Annotated in this window: 14 protein-coding genes; 2 read left to right on the top strand and 12 right to left on the bottom strand. The window is 48.2% G+C overall.

What is annotated here, in order from left to right; all coding sequences use genetic code 11:
• Positions 1 to 2: 2 nt before the first annotated feature.
• From AC0THY_RS05070 to AC0THY_RS05030, 9 genes are all read right to left on the bottom strand, one after another.
• Positions 3 to 2,708: an NYN domain-containing protein gene (locus AC0THY_RS05070; RefSeq protein WP_489993374.1), complete on the bottom strand. Its 2,706-nt coding sequence runs from the start codon at positions 2,706 to 2,708 to the stop codon at positions 3 to 5.
• An 82-nt stretch (positions 2,709 to 2,790) separates the two neighbouring features.
• Positions 2,791 to 3,174, bottom strand: coding sequence for a VOC family protein (locus tag AC0THY_RS05065; protein ID WP_489993373.1), 384 nt, complete (start codon positions 3,172 to 3,174; stop codon positions 2,791 to 2,793).
• Positions 3,175 to 3,233: 59 nt separating this feature from the next.
• Positions 3,234 to 4,277 carry a tetratricopeptide repeat protein gene (locus tag AC0THY_RS05060; RefSeq protein WP_489993372.1) on the bottom strand — a complete coding sequence of 348 codons (1,044 nt, stop codon included), beginning with the start codon at positions 4,275 to 4,277 and terminating at the stop codon, positions 3,234 to 3,236.
• 452 nt (positions 4,278 to 4,729) lie between these two features.
• Positions 4,730 to 4,873, bottom strand: a complete 144-nt coding sequence (locus AC0THY_RS05055) for a hypothetical protein (protein ID WP_489993371.1) — start codon at positions 4,871 to 4,873, stop codon at positions 4,730 to 4,732.
• The gene (locus AC0THY_RS05050) at positions 4,860 to 5,921 is read right to left on the bottom strand and encodes an ABC transporter permease (protein ID WP_489993370.1); all 1,062 of its coding nucleotides are present in this window, start codon (positions 5,919 to 5,921) and stop codon (positions 4,860 to 4,862) included. Before AC0THY_RS05050 ends, AC0THY_RS05055 begins: the two co-directional genes overlap by 14 nt.
• Entirely contained in the window at positions 5,918 to 7,639 is a 1,722-nt protein-coding gene (locus tag AC0THY_RS05045) for a hypothetical protein (protein ID WP_489993369.1), read from the bottom strand. The genes AC0THY_RS05050 and AC0THY_RS05045 overlap by 4 nt, the downstream gene beginning before the upstream one ends.
• Positions 7,640 to 7,645: 6 nt before the next feature.
• Complete coding sequence (locus AC0THY_RS05040; RefSeq protein ID WP_489993368.1) at positions 7,646 to 8,503, bottom strand: carbohydrate ABC transporter permease; 858 nt, start codon at positions 8,501 to 8,503, stop codon at positions 7,646 to 7,648.
• A gap of 32 nt (positions 8,504 to 8,535) precedes the next feature.
• Positions 8,536 to 9,357: a carbohydrate ABC transporter permease gene (locus AC0THY_RS05035; protein WP_489993367.1), complete on the bottom strand. Its 822-nt coding sequence runs from the start codon at positions 9,355 to 9,357 to the stop codon at positions 8,536 to 8,538.
• A 40-nt stretch (positions 9,358 to 9,397) separates the two neighbouring features.
• Positions 9,398 to 11,869 carry an ABC transporter substrate-binding protein gene (locus tag AC0THY_RS05030; protein WP_489993366.1) on the bottom strand — a complete coding sequence of 824 codons (2,472 nt, stop codon included), beginning with the start codon at positions 11,867 to 11,869 and terminating at the stop codon, positions 9,398 to 9,400.
• Positions 11,870 to 12,071: 202 nt separating this feature from the next.
• On the opposite strand from AC0THY_RS05030, the gene AC0THY_RS05025 reads away from it, so the two are divergent.
• Both AC0THY_RS05025 and AC0THY_RS05020 read left to right on the top strand, forming a co-directional pair.
• On the top strand, positions 12,072 to 12,752 hold the full coding sequence (locus tag AC0THY_RS05025) for a response regulator transcription factor (protein WP_489993365.1): 681 nt from the start codon (positions 12,072 to 12,074) through the stop codon (positions 12,750 to 12,752).
• The gene (locus AC0THY_RS05020; RefSeq protein ID WP_489993364.1) at positions 12,745 to 14,037 is read left to right on the top strand and encodes a sensor histidine kinase; all 1,293 of its coding nucleotides are present in this window, start codon (positions 12,745 to 12,747) and stop codon (positions 14,035 to 14,037) included. Before AC0THY_RS05025 ends, AC0THY_RS05020 begins: the two co-directional genes overlap by 8 nt.
• Here AC0THY_RS05020 and AC0THY_RS05015 read toward each other — a convergent pair.
• The 3 genes from AC0THY_RS05015 to AC0THY_RS05005 are packed head-to-tail and all read right to left on the bottom strand — an operon-like array spanning position 14,029 to position 18,728.
• Positions 14,029 to 15,360 carry an amidohydrolase gene (locus AC0THY_RS05015; RefSeq protein WP_489993363.1) on the bottom strand — a complete coding sequence of 444 codons (1,332 nt, stop codon included), beginning with the start codon at positions 15,358 to 15,360 and terminating at the stop codon, positions 14,029 to 14,031. The two genes, AC0THY_RS05020 and AC0THY_RS05015, sit on opposite strands and share 9 nt — an antisense overlap.
• A 10-nt stretch (positions 15,361 to 15,370) precedes the next feature.
• Positions 15,371 to 16,207 carry a purine-nucleoside phosphorylase gene (locus AC0THY_RS05010; protein WP_489993362.1) on the bottom strand — a complete coding sequence of 279 codons (837 nt, stop codon included), beginning with the start codon at positions 16,205 to 16,207 and terminating at the stop codon, positions 15,371 to 15,373.
• A complete protein-coding gene (locus AC0THY_RS05005) occupies positions 16,191 to 18,728 on the bottom strand; it encodes a transporter substrate-binding domain-containing diguanylate cyclase (RefSeq protein WP_489993361.1) in 2,538 nt (845 codons plus the stop codon). Before AC0THY_RS05005 ends, AC0THY_RS05010 begins: the two co-directional genes overlap by 17 nt.
• Positions 18,729 to 18,742 lie beyond the last annotated feature (14 nt).

Genomic DNA, 18,742 nt, shown 5'->3' with positions numbered 1-18,742 from the left:
CCTCATTCCTGAATTTCCTCCTTCACCTCACGCAAGGCATCCTTCAGGGGATAATTCTTACCCGGTTTCTGTTCCTCTATATACTCCTCCCTCAGCTTTGCGCTGACCTCATCCACTGCCGCTTGCAGGTCCTTTGCAGAGAGCAGGGCACATCCCTGTCCACGTATGATGATCTGCTCCAATCCATCGGAGGTAGCCACGGTCACATCATACCTTCCCCTGTTGTCATGGGCAAACTTCTCAATATACTGATCCGCTGTCTCCGCCTCCTTTGTAAACACCACATGGATATTGTGGTAATCCATGGTCTCCGTCCTGTGCCCCTGCACCCGGTAGGCATCAAACACCACAATCAGACTGCACTTTTTGACGGCCTGGTAATTGCACAGGATGTCAAGCAGCTTGCCTCTGGCTCCGTCAATGCTGACCTTGGCCAGCTCCCTTAAATTTTCCCAGGCGTAAATGATATTATAGCCATCCACAAGCAGATACTCCTCCAGGCGCTCCTGCTTTTTAAAGCTTTTTGTTATCGGCGCGATGTATGGCTGAGATTTGCGTTTGCCGGACCACTTGTTGTTTCCAGACCCTTCCTTTTTATTGGAATAGAAGGTCTTTGAGAGAATCTTGTCAATCTCCTCGGTGTCAATCCAGTGCTCCTGTGCTTCCCCGGATGCGGAGGACGGCAGCCATGCCTTCTCCTCCTCCCTGCGCTCCGGTTCCAGGCAGCTCTCCAGATGCATATACTCCCGCACTTTGTCCCAGCTCACAATAAACCCTGCCCCATGGGCGCAGAACACAGAGCCTGTGGGGTTCTCCAGATCCCTCTCCGGATCATATCCAAGCCGATTGACGATTTCTTCCTGATTTTTGCAGGGAACATAGCCCTGGAACGTACAAAATAATCTTCCCCTGCCCTTAGTGTAGGCAGTCACCTCTTTTTGATAGTCCCGCACAGCCGCAACTGGAACGCTTCCCGTCAGGACCGCCATGTCCCCCTCTGTCTGCGGCAGCTCAAATGCTGCATTCATCTTTTCCAGATCAGACATGGCCCGCCCGATCATTTTCTCCGGAACCTCCAGACAGAAATCGTAGCAGGGCTCCAGAAGCACGCTCTTTGCCTGCATCAGCCCCTGGCGCACTGCCCGGTAAGTGGCCTGACGGAAATCGCCGCCCTCCGTATGCTTTTTGTGTGCCCTTCCGGCAGTCAGGGTAATCCTCATATCTGTGACAGCAGATCCCGTGAGCACCCCCCGGTGCTCCTTTTCCTCCAGATGGGTGAGGATCAGCCGCTGCCAGTTCCGGTCCAGCTCATCCTCGCTTACCTGTGCCGCAAACTGCATTCCGCTGCCCGGCTCTCCGGGTTCCAAAAGCAGATGCACCTCCGCATAGTGGCGCAGGGGTTCAAAATGGCCAACTCCCTCCACCCGGTCTGCAATGGTTTCTTTATACACAATGTTTCCGGAGCCAAACTCCACCAGCACTCCAAACCGCTCCTTAATCAAGCTCTTGAGCACCTCAATCTGCACTTCTCCCATGATCTGGGCCTGGATCTCCTGCAAAGTCTCATCCCATATAATATGAAGCTCCGGTTCCTCCTCCTCCAGCTGGCGCAGCTTGGGAAGCATGGATGACGCGCTGACTTCCTGCGGAAGCTCAATCTGATAGGTAAGTACAGGCTCCAGGACAGGCATAGCCGAGGCTTCCTCCTCACCCAATCCCTCACCCGGTCTGGTCTTTGTAAGCCCCGTGACTGCGCAAATGCAGCCTGCAGGGGCTTCACTGACTGTCTCGTACTTTTCCCCGGAATAGATGCGGATCTGGTTTACCTTCTCCTCCCAGTCCCCATCACCTTCGCCTGCCTGCACCCCCTCCGCTTTACCACGGCCCTTCAGAGTGGCTTTCACCTTCAGGCTTCCGCCAGTAATCTTCATGTAAGTAAGCCGGTTTCCCTGGGCATCCCTGGCAATCTTAAAAACCTTTGCGCCAAAGGCAGCCCCATAGTCCGGTGAACAGGTAAACTCATCCAGCCCGTCCATGAACTGCTCCACTCCGCTCAGCTTCAGTGCAGAACCAAAATAGCAGGGAAAGACCTTTCTGTGGGCAATCAAACGGCTGATCTCCTCATCTTTTACCTCGCCAGTTTCCAGAAAACGCCCCAGCACCCCCTCCTCGCACATGGCAATCTCCTCCTGAAAGGCCTCTCCACGCTCCGAACTAAAATCAATGCAGCTATCGTCCAGCCTTGTCTTTAGTTCTGCGAGAAGAGCGTCCCGGTCTGTGCCGCTCTGATCCATCTTATTGACAAATAAAAAGACCGGAATCTGGTACCGGTCCAGCAGCCTCCACAAAGTCTGGGTATGTCCCTGCACCCCGTCCGCCCCGCTGACCACCAGCACAGCATAGTCCAATACCTGCAGAGTGCGCTCCATCTCAGCAGAAAAATCCACATGCCCCGGTGTGTCTAGCAGGGTCACCTGGGTAAAGGGCAGGGCAAACTCAGCCTGCTTTGAGAAGATGGTAATCCCTCTGGACCGCTCCAGGGCATAGGTATCCAAAAAGGCATCCCGGTTGTCCACCCTGCCCAGCTTACGGATGCTTCCGCTTGTGAAGAGCATAGCCTCAGACAGAGTAGTCTTTCCGGCATCCACGTGGGCCAGGATGCCCACGCATATTTGTTTTTTTTGCTTCTTTTCATGTGTATTGTTCACAAAAATATCCCTTTCTGCATTCTATGATAAGCCCGCACTGTCTATCCAACCGTTTTTTATGGGTGGCTGTCCTTGCTATACGCTAAACAGTTAACTCTATTTGATTCCCCTCTATGCCAACAATACAGCTTTCATAGTATCCGTCGCCTGTTCTTCTCGGTCCGCTGACAACGGTATATCCATCTTCTTTCATCCTTTTCGTTAAGCGATCTACCTTCTCCTCGCTTCCAACGCCAAAAGCCAGATGAATAAAACCTGTTCGGGCCAGTGTTTTTTCGAAATCGTCCATCTGGGGTTTTTTCATGATTTCCAACCTTGCTCCTTCTTCAAAGCATAAAAAATAGGAACGGAAACCCGTAGTTTTATTGTAATAGCCATCGTTTGATACCGCGTCGAGATACTTGACAAAAAACTCTCTCGCAGCCTCTAAATCGTTCACGTACATTGCGATATGCTCTATTTTCATTTTGTCACTCCTTATAACCCCTCGAATCCCTGATTGTCTTCTTTTAGGTTATGGATCGCCTACCGGCTCTGCAAAAATGCAAGCTCTTTTTTCCCCATCTCATCCGCCGGATACCGCTCCACATACTCCTGCGCCTTGGCCTTTGCTGTGGCAAAATCCTCCCTGTACTCATAAGCCACAATCTGGTTAAAATAAAGCTCCTGCTTCCCCCTCTCCTGGCTCAAAGCCAGCCCCTTTTCAATGTTTGCCAGGGCGGTATCATAGTCCTCCTGGGCAATATCAGCCAAAACCATGCCATTGTACGCCTCCGGAGTCTCCCCGTATTGGTCAATGTACTGCTCGTACATGTTCTTGGCATGTGGATAATCTTCCATAGCCTGGTAAACCCTGCCCATCAGGATCAGGGCATCCTCATTTTTCTCCTCCACAAGAGCAGTAAGCTGGGCCTGGGCCTCTTCATAGTTCTCCAGATAATAATAAATCCTTGCCTTGTGGTAGGAATCCACCTCCTCAGAGCTCTCTATTTCCAGGGCTTTCTGTAAGTATTCGTCCCCCTGAGCGGATAGTTTATTCTCACGGTAGCTTTCATAAATATTCAGATACAGGTCATAATCCTCTGGCTCTTCCTTGACCGCTGTGTCAAAGTCCAGCTTTGCCTTTTCCGTTTCCCCCTGCTCCAGATAGCAGGTCCCCCGCAGATAATAGGCATCCCCCTCAGGAGCAATCTTCAGAATCTCATTGCACACGCTTACCGTTCCCGCAAAATCTTCCAGTCGGTACATCGCAGCAGCCTGATAGTAGAAGATATCTTTTCGGGCTTCCTTTTGACGCTCGCTGGTCTCATCCAGAGCTTTTTGAAAGGAGTTAACCGCATCCTCATACTGACCCAATCCCATATAGGCCATACCCTCGCCTCTGTATGCCTCCACCAAATCCTCCTCTGCTGCCGCAGCCTTTTCAAAGGATGCCAGAGCATCACTGTAAAGCTCATTCTCTATTGCCGTCATACCGATCTCCACCTCTGTGGGCTGGCTGTCTTTCTGCTGACAGCCAAATAATCCCATCAGGAGTACTGCCATCAAAACGGTTATTCTTTTTCTCATAAATCTGCCTCCAATATGCTGTGCAGTAATTATAATAACTACTTTATCTAATTTACCATATTTTCCATTCCTCAACAACTACCTATCACTTTTATATTCTCGTTATTTCCTGTTTAGCCTGTAACAAAAGGAGAGCCGGGACATCTGTCCCGGCGAGTTATGAAAAAGAATTCTTATAGTAAGGTATTGGCCCTTGCCTGATTATTATATTACCGGAAACCTGTGAACATCCAGTGATGTGGTTTTTAAGAAACTGTGAAGGAAGGGTAAAGAATTTGTGAGCAGCCATCAATAATAGAGGGGATCTCCTCTTCTTTCGTCCACCTTCCGTTTACAGTATCTCAACCGTGAATGGATTACCGTATGCCATTCCATCGTCTGGTACCAGGCTATTTCATACTAATTCAAATATAAAGATCAGCCCGGCATGATTTGTTACTTAATTCTGAATATCACACTTCTGTAAGCTTTTTTTCATAAAAAACATCCATACAGAGCCGGTAAACTCCCTTGGTAAGATCTTTTCTCAAATAATAGGTATCCCTATCTTTTGAAACAATGGTATAGGTATGGATCGTATTTTCATATTCTGTCATAATCGTTTCTCCGAAAAACAATCCGGCATAGAAACGTCAGTAAATACATGCCAATACTGATTCCCACAAACACCAACGACTGAAAAAACGCATGAAAATACATTACCTCTGGGGCTGTCTTCTGACTGTCCATCAGAAAGAAAATGGCCCGGGATATCTCGTCCCCCAGGTTACTGAAAAATTCAAAGTCCGACCATCTGGATGGTACGATATCTTTAGGGATGGAGATCTGAGAAGCAGCCAGGTAAAGAATCAGGACAGTGAACACTGCCGCGAACCCCCTCCAAAAAAACCTCTCTCTCAACCTCTCTGTGTTTCTCGCATTACCAAAAAGCCAGACCAGAAAGTGGAGGCACATAAACAAAGGAGGAATCCAGACAGCTATCCGGGAAATTCTCCCAAGAAGCGGAAGGTCCAGCACAGTCCCTTCCACACCACAGCGGGTCTCCAGAAGTTTTTTCATTTCCTTTGTACTTTTTGCCCCCTGGTTTCTCACCTTTACCCTGTCAAAACCGTGCGTCATGTCCTCCTGGTCCTGGACTGTATTAGCCTGGCTGCCTGCTTTCCCGCGCACAACAGCCAAGTCTTCCACACTTTTTAATACCCCCCTGATTCTGTATTTTTCTCCATCTATAAATACCTCGTTTTCCAAAACATTTACATTTCCAAACAACTCCTGTGCCACGTCACTGGAGAGCAGGCATCCCTCTGTATCCCCCTCTGCAAGTACACTGTTTTCTCCATAGAGAATTTCTATCTGCCCTGCAGCAGTGAGTACATCCGCCTCCGCGCTTCTGCCCAACTCCTGAGTGTGTACACTGCCATCCTCCTCCTGCCGCCAGAAAACCATGGAGATAGGCTCTTTCTCATCCTCCCCATGTTGGAGAAGTTCACGGGCCTGGTTGAAACTCATCTGCGTGTTCAAAACCAGCTGAGTATAATTCCCAGTACCGCCCAAGCGCTCTGCGTAAACTGCCCCCTTCCACAGACATATTGCACACAGAGCTGCGGGAATGAGCCAGAGCCACCTCCCTGCAAGCCTTTTCATGACTCATCCAGGCGCACTCTGGCGTCCGCCTCCAGGCTCCGGTCAGATCCCACAATTACATTTTGGTCCGTGGTAATACCACCCTCCTCCAAAGCCGCATACTCTGTATTCTTATCCAATACATTTACATTTACCCGTCTGGCTGTCAGCTCTGTGCCCAGAACTGTGGAAATCTCCTCCGTCACCAGCACATAATACTGGTTTCCATCCACATACAGAGAGGAAAGGGGTACACAGCAGTTATAGGGGTCTGATTTTTTCACTGCCTCCATGACAGCTCCTGTACCGATTTCCAGCACATCGGATGGCAGCTGTACAATTATATCCAGCAAATCCTTATTTTCCTCATTGGCACGGACTCCGTCCACAGTGAGTCCCTCCACTTTTTTGCCGTTTCCATTTGGCTTTAAAGTTACCGGATCATTTCTCCCAATATACTCTTCCTGATCTGTACTGATCTGTGCAATGAATTTGCTTCCGGAGCTTGTGTCAGCAAGCAAAATGCAGGTTCCGTCAGGTGTCCGGTCCCCTGTTGTAATGGATACCTTTGTAACAATTCCTTTTACCGGCGAGACAATCTGCCCCTGCTTGTCAGCCAATTCCTTCAGCTTTTTAAGCTCCAGTTCCTTTTGCTCAATTTCAATCTCCCCAACCTGTACGGAGCTGTCGCTGGCCTGGGGCTCATTGGCATCCTCCACTGCTCTGGCTGCGCTCTTTACGCTGTTGCCGCTGGCAATCACTGCCTGATCGTAGGCCTGCTGGGCTTCCTCCACCCTCTGCTTCAGCTCTGCCTTGCTGGCTTTGGCAGAGGATGCGGCCTGCTCCGCCTGGCTGCTCTGATACTGTTCTAAGGCTTTTTGGGCTTCCTCCCACTCTTTCTTGGTCTCCTCCTCTTTTTTCACTGCCGCATCCAGCGCAGGCTGGTATTTATTTCGAATTTCTGTCTCGCTAAGCTGTTTATCCAATGCACTCTGCGTCTCTTTCTCGGATGCGCCGGTCAGCCCCGCGCCCTCAGCTAAACCGCTTTCCGTTTCCGCCGCCTCTGTCTGTGCCGCCTTCTTGGCGTTGTTTTGCACTTTCTGAATTTCATCCTCTATCTGCCGCTCAATATCCTCCCGCTCTTTCACCGCATTCTGGTACGCAGCCTGCTTTTGCCGGCCTGTATCCTCAAGTGTCTTTTCCACAGAATCACTTCCCCCGGAGGAATCCTTCCCGCTTCCAAACGCATTCAGGGCTTTCTTGGCTGCCTCCAAATTTTTTCTGGCTGCCTCCACCTGATTATTGGCCTCATTCACCGCATCCTGATAATCCTGGGAAGCCCTTCCCTGGTCACCAGACTTTTGGCCGGCGTTCACCGCTGCTGCGCTGCTGCTGTCCCCCACCTGAAGTTTCTTAATCTGCAGATCCTGTTTCGCTGCCAGGATCTGCTCTTTCAGTTCCTCCATATCCAGTTCAAAGAGCAGATCTCCCTTCTCCACCTGCTGTCCATCATTAACATAAATGGCTTTTACTAGCTGGTTTGCCTCTGTGTGGACTGCCTGCTCCCGGTTCTGTACAACCTTCCCCTGAGCACTTACACTATGGGCAATAACCATCTTTCCCGGCTTAGCCGTAGATACCCTTGGAATCCCCATACTGTCCGCAGCCCGCGACAACAGGGTAAATACCAGCATGATTACCAAAAAACCCGCCAGTGCACCGATTAACTTTTTCCTCATATTCATCTACTCCTTTACTGCTGCTGCCACAATACCCTGCTCCAGATAGTCCTGCCCTGCCAGGAATACAAATATGGACGGAACCAAAGTCATAACTGAGGTGACAAATGCCATACCTGCCTGGCTCAAATCAATGTTGGGCAGAAACAGTGACATGGGCCACAGTGATTTATCCTTCAAAAAAGTGAGCGGCTGCTCAATCAGATTCCAATACTCCAGAAATCCCAGTACCATGGAAGACACAATCCCGGCTGAACCCAAGGGCAGCCCTATCATTAGAAAAATCTGGATATTTCCTGCCCCGTCCAGCTTAGCGGACTCAATAACTGCATCCGGTACGCTCTCAAAAAACCGATACATGATAAATACCGGAAATGTAGAAAAAGCAGCCGGCAATATGATTCCCCACTGGCTGTTAATCATCTGCAGTTTATCCAGTACAAGATACTCTGAGAGCATCAGCACCTGGAAGGGCATCATCATCAGCATAATGTAAATGGTATAGAGCAGCTTTTTACCCGGAAAACAAAATTTTGCGAATCCCCAGGCTGCCGGCACTCCCACCAGAAGCTGACCTGCCAGTATCCCAAAGGTCATTTTGACCGAATTCCAGAACATGACAAACACCTCCGGGGAATCCAAAAGCAGCTGTACATAATGCCTTAGTGTAGGATACATTGGCAGCAGCTCCCATTTCATGTATCCGCTTGTTCCCATGAGTACAGGCCCCAGATTTTCTTTTAATTCCTGGGCCCCCATAAGTGATCCGGCCAGCAGAAACAGTACCGGGTAACACGCAATCAGGGCAGGAATTACCAAAAAAAGCAACCCCGCTGTATTTTTAAATTTTCTGTAATACTTCACTATATACAACTCCTTATCCGCTCACGCGGGAGCTATCCTCTCTCCCAAGCCCTCTGAAGCAGCGTGATCAATATAAAGATTATCAGTGCATTGATCACAGCTCCTGCTGCCATTTTGTCAAGGGACAGTTCCCGAAACCAGTTATTAAACAAGTGCTGCATCATGTACATACTCTCGTGTGGATAGTCTCCTGCCACCAGATAAGCCTCCCGAAACACCTTAAAAGAATTTAAAAAGGACAATACACTAATGGTATAGAGGGAGGGCAGCAGATTCGGCATGGTAATCTTTGTAAAACATTTCCATTCGCCTGCCCCATCCACTCTGGCTGCCTCGTAAATGTCCGGGGATATGCTTGAAAGCCCTGCCACCCATAGCACTATATCGTATCCCAGATTTTTCCACACATAGCTGAACACCAAGATCCCGAAAGCATAATCCGTATTCATCCAGTTTTGGCCCGAGACGCCAAGCCCCCCCAGAATGCCGTTCAATATTCCGTTTCCGTGGAATAATAGCCGCCAGAGCAGTACCACACTTGCAACCGGTATGGCCATTGGAATCAAAAATGTGCTTTTTAATAGCCTGCCAAACCGCTTCTGTTTCTGTAGAAAAACGGCAATAAAAAGAGACAAAAACAGAAGAATAGGAATACAGACCGCTGTAAAGCGCAGAGTATTCTTCCCTGCCAGCAAAAATGCAGGTGTCTGAAATATGTTTATATAATTATCCAACCCCACAAAAGCGCCGCTGACTGCCCCCGTAAAGGAACGTCTCACCACATCTATAAATGGAATTAAAAGAAAGATACATACGCCTAAAAGGCTTGGCAGGATAAATAAAAGTCCTGCCATCGCCCTTCTCTTACACTGCTTTTTTTTCATATCTCTGCCTTTATTCTGATAAGTAAAGATTGATTTTCTGCATTACCGACGATGTCGCCTGCTCCGGGGTCACATTGCCCTGTATACACTCTGCCATCTGCTCCATCACAGTATCCCTGATTACGCTGTCTGTCACCATTGGGGTATCCAGGCTCTGAATCAAATCATTGAGCTTGTTAAATTGTTCCTCTTTGGGCCAGCGAATCATCAGATCAATCGTAACCCCGGTCAGATTGTCCGAGGAGACAAAGCCCCCCACCTCTTCCTTTCCAGTCTTATTAGTGCACAGTTCTGCGTATGCCGCCTTGTTTACCGGAAAGCCGCTGCCCTGGCTGATCCCCTGGGCCTCTTTTCCGAACAGGTAGGAGACAAACTTTTTCGCGTCCTCGATTTTACTGCTCTTACTGTTGATTCCTATACTTCCCTTTGGGACAAATACCTTTTTACCTGCCAGACTCAACAGGCCGTATTCTGTGTTCCCCATCTCCTCATCCGCAGAGGTAACGTTCATGAAACTATTGATACTGGCAAGATCCCCGATGTTGACCAGCGCACTCTTTCCCAGCAGAGACATGATACCTCCTCCCAGATCTGTATATGCGCTGTTGTAGTTCATGGATACTACATACTCTGTTCCTTCCTCTTCCTTCTGCGCGGTATCATAAATCCGTTTTGTCTGGGTGAAAAATTCCTGGACCTTCTGCTCATCTAAAGTACCGTCTTCTTTCACAATTGCCGGGGAATAGGACTGGTAAAGTCTCTCTGTCAGCGACTGTATGTCTCCGATTGTAATTATGTCCTTTATCTCCTTATCCTTTTCTCTCAATTCCTCTGCTTTGTCCGCCAAAGCCGTCATATCCGATGCTGCAGCCAGAACCTCCTGACTGGACTCTATCATGGGAATGCTGAACCTGGTGGGGACTGCATAGTAGGACTTATCCTTTAAGTAAGCGTTTACGATATTGCCGAAAAATCCATCCTGCCCCTGTATGGCATCTATGATGTCCGTAATGTCCGCCAGGATTCCTTTTTCCAGGTAAGACTCCACAGGCATTCCATCCAGCAGTATAATGTCAGGCCCCTTTCCTGCCATAATATCTGTGTTTAAAGAACGCAGGGCATCTGAGGCGGTCACACCATCTTCCCCTGTAATGCCAACCTGCATTGCTATATAGTATTCAGGATTTTCCTTCTGGAACATGGAGATCGCCTGATGCACTTCCATATTATCCTGCAGGGTGTAAAGAGTAAGCTCCTTACTTGGTCTGGTGGGGGTGTCCTTTGAATAGGTAAACCGCAATAGCTGATAGTTCTTTCCGCTGTTTGTGGACGCTGCAACCAAAAATTCCTGGTCGGAAACCACTGTCATGTCAATCAGACCTGTCCCGGGGCTTCCAAGGGAGGTCAATTCCCCGTCAATTACCTGCTCACAAACCGTCCCGTTAATCTTGTGACGGAATAGCCCCTGATCATTACAGTAGTACAGCGTATCCTCCTCGTTCCCTGTCTTCATCAGCAGCGCTTTGTTTCCTGCTACAAAGCTCTCAACATTTGTCTTGAACAGTTCGTCCGTCAGCACCTGGTCTGAGGAGAGAGGGTCTCCTGTGCCTATATCATAAAGTTGGACTACTTTTTCCGCTCCCACGATAATCAAGGTGTTGCCTGCGGTATAAAATCCTGTTGTGCTTCCGTTACCCTCAAATGTCTTCTCCAGTTCTCCGGTAGACTGATTGATCAGATAAACATTTCCATTGTAGTCTCCGCCCAACAGCTGTCCGTCATCTGTCATATGGATCTCTTTCAGCTCATTTAGAATATTTTCAGCTCCGTTGCTGGAAGATCCCTCTTCCCCTTCTGCCCCGCTGTTTGTTTCTGTCTCACTTTCATGCGTTTCGCTTTCAGGCTGTGTATCACCCTGTCTCTTTGATTCCTGTTCCGTTTCATCCAGGGTTACTGCGGCTGACGGAGAGGCGGATGCTCCCCCTTCCTGTTTAGACATATCGTATCCGGGCAGCTTTACTTCCAGCTTGTTGGCTTTCAGATCCTTATCCAGTGTGTATGTATTGTAGGCCATATCATCAAGACCTGTACCGTCCATTACAATTACAGCACTGGTTCCTGTGGGTGACAAAGCCAGATTTATGATATATGATTCTGTCAGTTCCTGGGGTAATCCGGCTTCTTTTTCCCAGTTTTCCCCGTTGTCCTTTGATCTCCAGAAACCATTCTCCTGTTTCTCATTTCTTCCTGCCACGCGAAGGCTGCCATCCTCCAGTTTACAGACCCCCAAGAGCACTGCCACCTCTTCTGGCAAACCCACCTCTGATTCCAGGAATCTGCCCATGGCCGTATCTGCGGCGCTATCTCCTCCGGAATTTCCCTGATTATCGTCCACCTGGTTAGCAGAGCAACCTGCCAGGGACCCTATGGTCAGCACCACAACCAGGGAAATCCCCAATATTTCTCTAACCCATGCATTCATGTATTGACCTCCTCATCTCTAAATCTTTTTTACTGTAGGTTAAGAATAGCATGCCATTCTCTAAGTTTTCTCTAAATTAGCAAAATTTCTTAGAGATTATTTAAAGATTTCTATGTTATACTTTGCTTTATGAAACAGACTGCAGCAGACATGCGTGCAGCTATTCCATGGCAAACATTTTGAGTAAGGGGTTACTGAGAATATGCGAATATTATTAGTTGAAGATAATGAAGAATTGTGTTACTCGCTCGCTTTTCAGCTGAAAAACGAGGGATTTGAGGTGGACGTATGCCATGACGGGGAGGATGGACTTCATTTTATAGAGGAACAGGCCCATGATCTGGTGCTTCTGGACCGTATGCTTCCTCTTCTGGACGGGTTCCAGGTTTTAAAAAGGATGCGTGCAAAAAATATTTCTACTCCTGTCATTCTTGTGACTGCCCTGGGAGAACTGCATGATAAGGTCAGCGGACTGGACTGCGGCGCAGATGACTATATTGTAAAGCCTTTCGCCTTTGAGGAATTGTTGGCCCGCATTCGATGCATATTCAGACGTCCCCAGAGATGGGAGAGCAATCAGATACTCACCTTTGGAGATATCAGCTATGATGCAGCGTCAAAGAAGCTTTCACACAGGGATAAAACCTGTTCTCTCTCAAAACGTGAGGGGGAATTAATGGAACTCTTTTTACGAAACAGTGGTCAGACACTTCCCAGAATGACGATCCTCTCCAGGGTATGGGGACCGGATGCCGGAGTGGAGGATGGCAACCTGGATAATTATATCCATTTTCTCAGGAGGCATTTAAGAGGGCTGAAGAGCTCCCTGACCATCAAGACTGTACGCGGCGTAGGATATCGTTTGGAGGATTCTGATGTTTAAAAGGCTTCATATTCAAATGACTTTTTTCTGTACCCTGGTTACCAGCCTGATACTGGTCACTATGTCCTGTGTATGCCTTTACATTGCCGAGTCTGGCATCAAAAAGAGCAGCTATCCCACTTTCATAAACAATGTGAGTTCCATCCTGTCCCACCTGGAAAACCAGTCCAGGCTTACCCATCAATGGATATTGGAAATGGAGGCCAGTTACCAATTTATGATTGATGTCAGGGACAACGGCACCCCTCTGCTGTTTCGTTCTTTAAATCGGGATGAGAATACGGACCAGCTTCTCACTCAGGCTGAAAATACAGCCAGGGACTTATATGATTTGGATATTTCCGATTTCTCCGCTGTGGGGATTCTGTCCCGTCATGTGGAGTTTTCCATAAATGGAGCCGATGGAACAGACTACTATGTAAGTGCCGCTCTTATTCCGAAGGCCAAAGGGCACCTATCTGTACTCCTCCTCTATTCACTAAGGGCAGAGCAGACCGCTATTCGGCAGCAACGCACTCTTTTTATCCTTGTGGATATTACAGCGGTTTTGATCCTGGGTATATTCTCCCTGTTTTTTACGAAGCGTATGATCAATCCTATTGAGGAGAGCAGAAAGAGGCAGGTGCAGTTTATAGCCTCCGCTTCCCATGAACTGCGCTCGCCCCTCACAGTCATGCTCACAAGCCTCTCCGCTATGAAGATCGCCTCCCGTAAGGAGGCGGAGAACTTTGCAGAGGTCATTCATTCCGAGGGGGAGCGCATGTCGCACCTGATCAATGACATGCTCGAGCTGGCAAATGCGGACAATGGCTCATGGAGTATCCATCCCCAGCAGCTTGAATTGGACACTCTGGTACTGCAGACCTACGAAAAATATGAGGCGTTGGCAAAAAAGAAGGGGCTGTCCTTGATTGTCACACTTCCGGAAAATACCATTCCAGACTGCTGCTGTGACGGGGAAAGGATTGCGCAGGTGTTCTCTATACTAATTGACAATGCGTTCAGCTACACCCCTTCAGGAGGAAAAGTAGACCTCATCCTGTCTGTAAAAGGAAGCGAAGCAGTCATTTGCGTGTCAGATAACGGGCCTGGTATACCTGATGAAGAAAAAGAATTTGTCTTCGACCGATTCTACAGAACAGACAAAGCGCACAAAGCAAAGGAACATTTTGGATTGGGGCTGTGTATTGCAAAAGAGATTGTAAAATTGCATAGGGGGAGGATCACTTTAGAGGATACTCCTGGGGGCGGCGCCACATTTTCTGTCACCCTCCCTCTACTTTAACCGTTTCGACCGGGTCATTTCCGAAAATGACCCGGTCGTTTTGGACACAATCTCATTTGCTCTGAAGTAAATTTCTTCCGGGTCTTGCCCAATGTGAAACTTCCCGTCTTCATATAGGATTTTTCCATCGACCATAGTCATCTTCACATTCTGCTTACTCCCGCTGTACACAATATTTTTCCCTATATCATGAATGGGCTGCATATTAGGCTGATGCAGATCCACCATTATGATGTCTGCCTTTTTCCCTGGGGCGAGCACGTCACAGTCCGTCAACCCCATAGCCCTTGCACCTCCCGCAGTAGCCATGCGCAGCACTTTCCCTGCGTCCACTGCTGAAGCATCCTGTTCTCTGAGCTTTGCCAGTGCCGTGGTCAAAAACATCTCCCGAAACATATCCAGACAATTGTTGCTGGCCGGTCCATCGGTTCCTATTGCAATGTTCACTCCCATATCCATCATAGCCTTGATAGGCGCAATTCCACTTGCCAGCTTTAGGTTGGACGATGGATTTGTAATTGCTGACAGCCTACGATCCCGAAATATCTCCAGGTCCTCCTGAGTCATATGAACGCAGTGGAATCCGCCGCCGCCATATGCAAACAGCCCCAGACTGTCCAGATAAGCCGTGGGAGTCCTGCCGTTTAGCTCAAGACACTGTGCTACCTCACCGGCGCTCTCAGAATTGTGCGCATACACAGGTGCTTTGAACCGCACTGCCAGATCCGCAATCCCCTCTAATATCTCCCTCGAAGTAGTATATTCCGCGTGAAAACCCAGCATAAAACTCACCAGCTTTCCCGGCTGGTTGTACTTTTGATACCAGTCTCCCAACTCCTCTACGGACTGTGTAAAATCATTTACAGCCCCGCAGATTACTGTACGGTACCCACAGTCCTCAGCCGCCTTTGAAATCGTATCCGGAGTCAGGTACATGTCAAAGTTGGAGGTAATACCGCTGGTCAGATATTCCATGATCGCCAACTTGGACAGGAGATAGATATCATCCCCCGTAATCAGCGCCTCCATAGGAAACACCTTTTGATTCAGCCATTCGAGCAGCGGAAGGTCATCCGCATAAGAGCGCAAAAAAGTCATGCCTGAGTGGGTGTGCGCATTTTTAAACCCCGGCATCATAAGATTCCCCTCTGCATCAATCTCCCGATCCCATCGTGCACTCTTTGCCCTTTTTGACTCTTGAACATATTCCTCAACTGGCCCTGCATGCACAATCCGATCATCACAAATCCAGACTTCCCCCCAAATCACCTCAAGGGGATCCTCCATGGTCAGGATTCTGGCATTATAAAACCGTATCTTCATACACCCCTCCTTACTCTCCCAGCCGAGAAATCTGTACGATAGACTCCGTTACCAGTTCTCTAAACTGAGGAGCCACACGGTCCGCCATCTCCTGTACCTCCTCATGGCTCAGCGGTTTGTCCGTCATACCGCATCCCAGATTGGAAATGCAGGATATGCCGCATATCCTCATCCCCATGTGATTCGCTGCCAGAGCCTCGCAGGCCGTACTCATTCCTACAGCATCGCCGCCCAGTATCCTGCACATCTTAACCTCGTGTGGTGTCTCAAAATTGGGGCCCGTGAGCTGCACATACACGCCCTCCTTCATGGCGATTTTAAGTCCTGCGGCAGCTGTCCGCAGAGCCTGCTGTAAGTCCCTGTCATAAATCTGGCTCATATCGCAGAACCTGGGCCCAAATTTATCTAAGTTCGGACCAATGAGAGGTGATGGAACAAAGTTGGAAATCTGGTCCGTGATCATCATAAAATCCCCTGGGGCAAATTCCGGATTCAAGCCCCCAGCGGCATTGGTCAGCATCAGATACTCTGCCCCTAAAAGCCTCATCAGGCGGATGGGAAGCACCACATCCTGCATAGAGTATCCCTCATAATAGTGCACCCGTCCCTGCATAATCACCACAGGTACTTTTCGAACATAGCCGAATAAAAATCTGCCTTTATGTCCAGGCACAGTGGACACCGGAAATCCCTCTATCTCATGGTAATCCAGCACTGCCTCTACCTGAATACTGTCGCCATAGTCACCAAGACCAGAGCCCAAAACCAGCGCTGCCTTTGGCTGAAAATCAATCCTAGACCTCACACTTTCGCAGCACCTATTCAGTTTTTCATAAATCGGATTCATACTCCTTCTCCTTTCCCAAATCAATTCTATATCCATTCCTTCCGGATTTCTTCACCTTGTAGAGCATCCTATCCGCCCTTCTGTAAAGATCATTATAATTTTCCTCGTATCCGGCTGTGGCAGCTCCAATGCTTAGAGTGACCTCCGTTTTTTTTCCATCGAAAGCGATGTCTGCTGCATTTTGGAGCATACTCTCACATTTTTGCGCAATTTCCCACTTCTGCATATCCCCTCTCATAAACACAACAAACTCATCCCCACCCAGGCGCCCTACCACATCACTGGAGCGGAACTGCCCTTTCAGCAGTTCTCCCATCTGAGTCAGCACATGGTCCCCGGTCAAATGTCCATACTGGTCATTGATATTCTTAAAGTAATCCACATCCATAATAAAAAATGTTCCCAGCTCTCCCTTCCTTAAAAACTGCCCCACAAGGCTCCTGACCGTTGCAGCATTGTACACATTTGTGAGACTGTCCTTCTGTGCCCGCATGACTAACAGCTCCTTTTCCCGGCGCTCCTCATCAATATCCTGTACCTTTCCAATTATTCTCAGCATAAGTCCATTCTTATCCCGAATCTGTTTCACAGTCACTCTCAGCCATCTTCTTCCTCCATCAGGCATAACCGCACACAGATCTCTCGTTCCCTCAAAATCCCCTCTCATAATCTGTATGAAATCTATACCCAACCTTTCTTCCGATCTCCCTTCAGCGCTGAGTCCCTTCACAAAGTTCTCAATCTTAGTCTTAGACCCAAAATAATCCGCCATCTTCTCAGTGAGCAGCAGACAGTCCTTCTGATTGTCGTACTCATAGAAAAACTCATTGGACAGCTCCGACAACTGCTCATACCTGGCATTTTCAAATGCAATCCGCTTGCTGTACTTCTGCTTTGACCATACAGCCATTGCCAACCCGCCTATGATCAGCACTGCCACAGAGACAATAGCAAGAATGGACGCCGCGGCATTTTCTTTTATCAGTCTCCAAAGAGTAATGTTCTGGGGAACTGAGACAATGTTTGCATAAATGATAGACTGCATCTCAGATTCAGAGATACTGTACACGGTCTTGTCAATAATGGATATCAGGTTAATATCTGCCGGTTTGTCCACTGCCAGGCAGATCCTGCTGTTCCATCCTGTCTGGGGAATCAGGAGCAGATCAGACATTACTCCCTGTGAAGCCAGATACTGGCTGGTATACCCATTGAGGTAAGTATAACCAGCTTCCCCGGATTTTACTGCTTGTACACAATCCTCCACTGTCTCATAACGCACCACCTCTCCCTCGTACTGTCCGCTGTGGTCAGCTTCCATGCTCAGAGCCAGCTTTTGACCTATCAATTCCGTATCTCCAAACTTTTTATGCACCGCTTTCATCATCTGTGAACTGAGATATGGCCTGGTCAAGGCCAGGTTGTTCTGCTGCGCTGTCTCATAATCGTACTGGACCCCTGCGATGATCTGTATCTCCCCATCTTTCTGCGCCTGATTGAGTTCATCTATAGTGTCGAACCTCTTATACTCAAAGGCAAGGCCCGTCTTCTCAGATACAAAATCCAGAACAGAGATGGAAATCCCTCTCATCCTCTCTGTCTCCGGGTCCGCATATTGAATAGGCGGTTTTCCGGTGAGTATTCCAACCGTAAGATTTCCCGCTTCTGCAATATACTGTTTCTCCTCCTCAGACAGTACCAGCTTCCTACTGGTATCCGTAAAATACTTTTCATGGAGATCCGTAGAAAAGTACGGATCCACTTCAGAAATCCTAATGATTGCGGAATTGAGTTTATTCACAATCTCTGCATTTCCCTTGGTGGTAGCAAAATAAAAGGGTACGCTTGCAAATTTCGCTACAATGCGAAACTCTTCATCCAGATTGGTATCCGTCTCGGTCATAACATCCGCTTTTTCTGTCCTCAGAGCCTGTATCTGATCCTGTATGGATTCACACTCCACATACTCAGCCTTGATATCATTAGCCAGGAAGTAATTTTTCAACTCCTTATTTCTCTTCTCCGCAGTCTTTAACACTGCAACCCGAACCTTCTTCTTGGCTGCCAGGCTGTTTGTGGTGATGTTTGTATTGCTGTTCAGCGTACACAGGACATAATTAACTGAACCATAGCTGTAGCTGGGGTAATCATAAATTTGTTCCAACTCCTCTGAACGGTTCATTGCTCCGATCAGATCCAGTTCACCCTCCTCAAGCATTTGCAGCATGGTTACTAAAACTTCATTTGTATCTCCGTCCATCTGTACAAACTCATATTCCCATCCCGCATACTGGGCTATCTCCTGCAAATACTCATAAGTGTATCCTGAGTAACTCCCATTTTGCTCCACATAAGTAAATCCCTTTTGAGAAGGAAAGGCCACCCTGATTTTTCTTACACCTTCCTCATTTTTTGCAGCCTGGACATTCATTGAAAAAATATAAAGGCATATAAATGCCAGCAGGAAACATGCGCTTTTAATTATACTGTTTTTTCTTCGTTCTGTATTTATCCCATCCATTTTATATCCTCTGT

It is taken from the genome of Ruminococcus sp. 8Y-12 (assembly GCF_058119865.1).
Note: the sequence above shows the minus strand (reverse complement) of the source record. Positions and strands in the feature narration are given on the sequence as shown.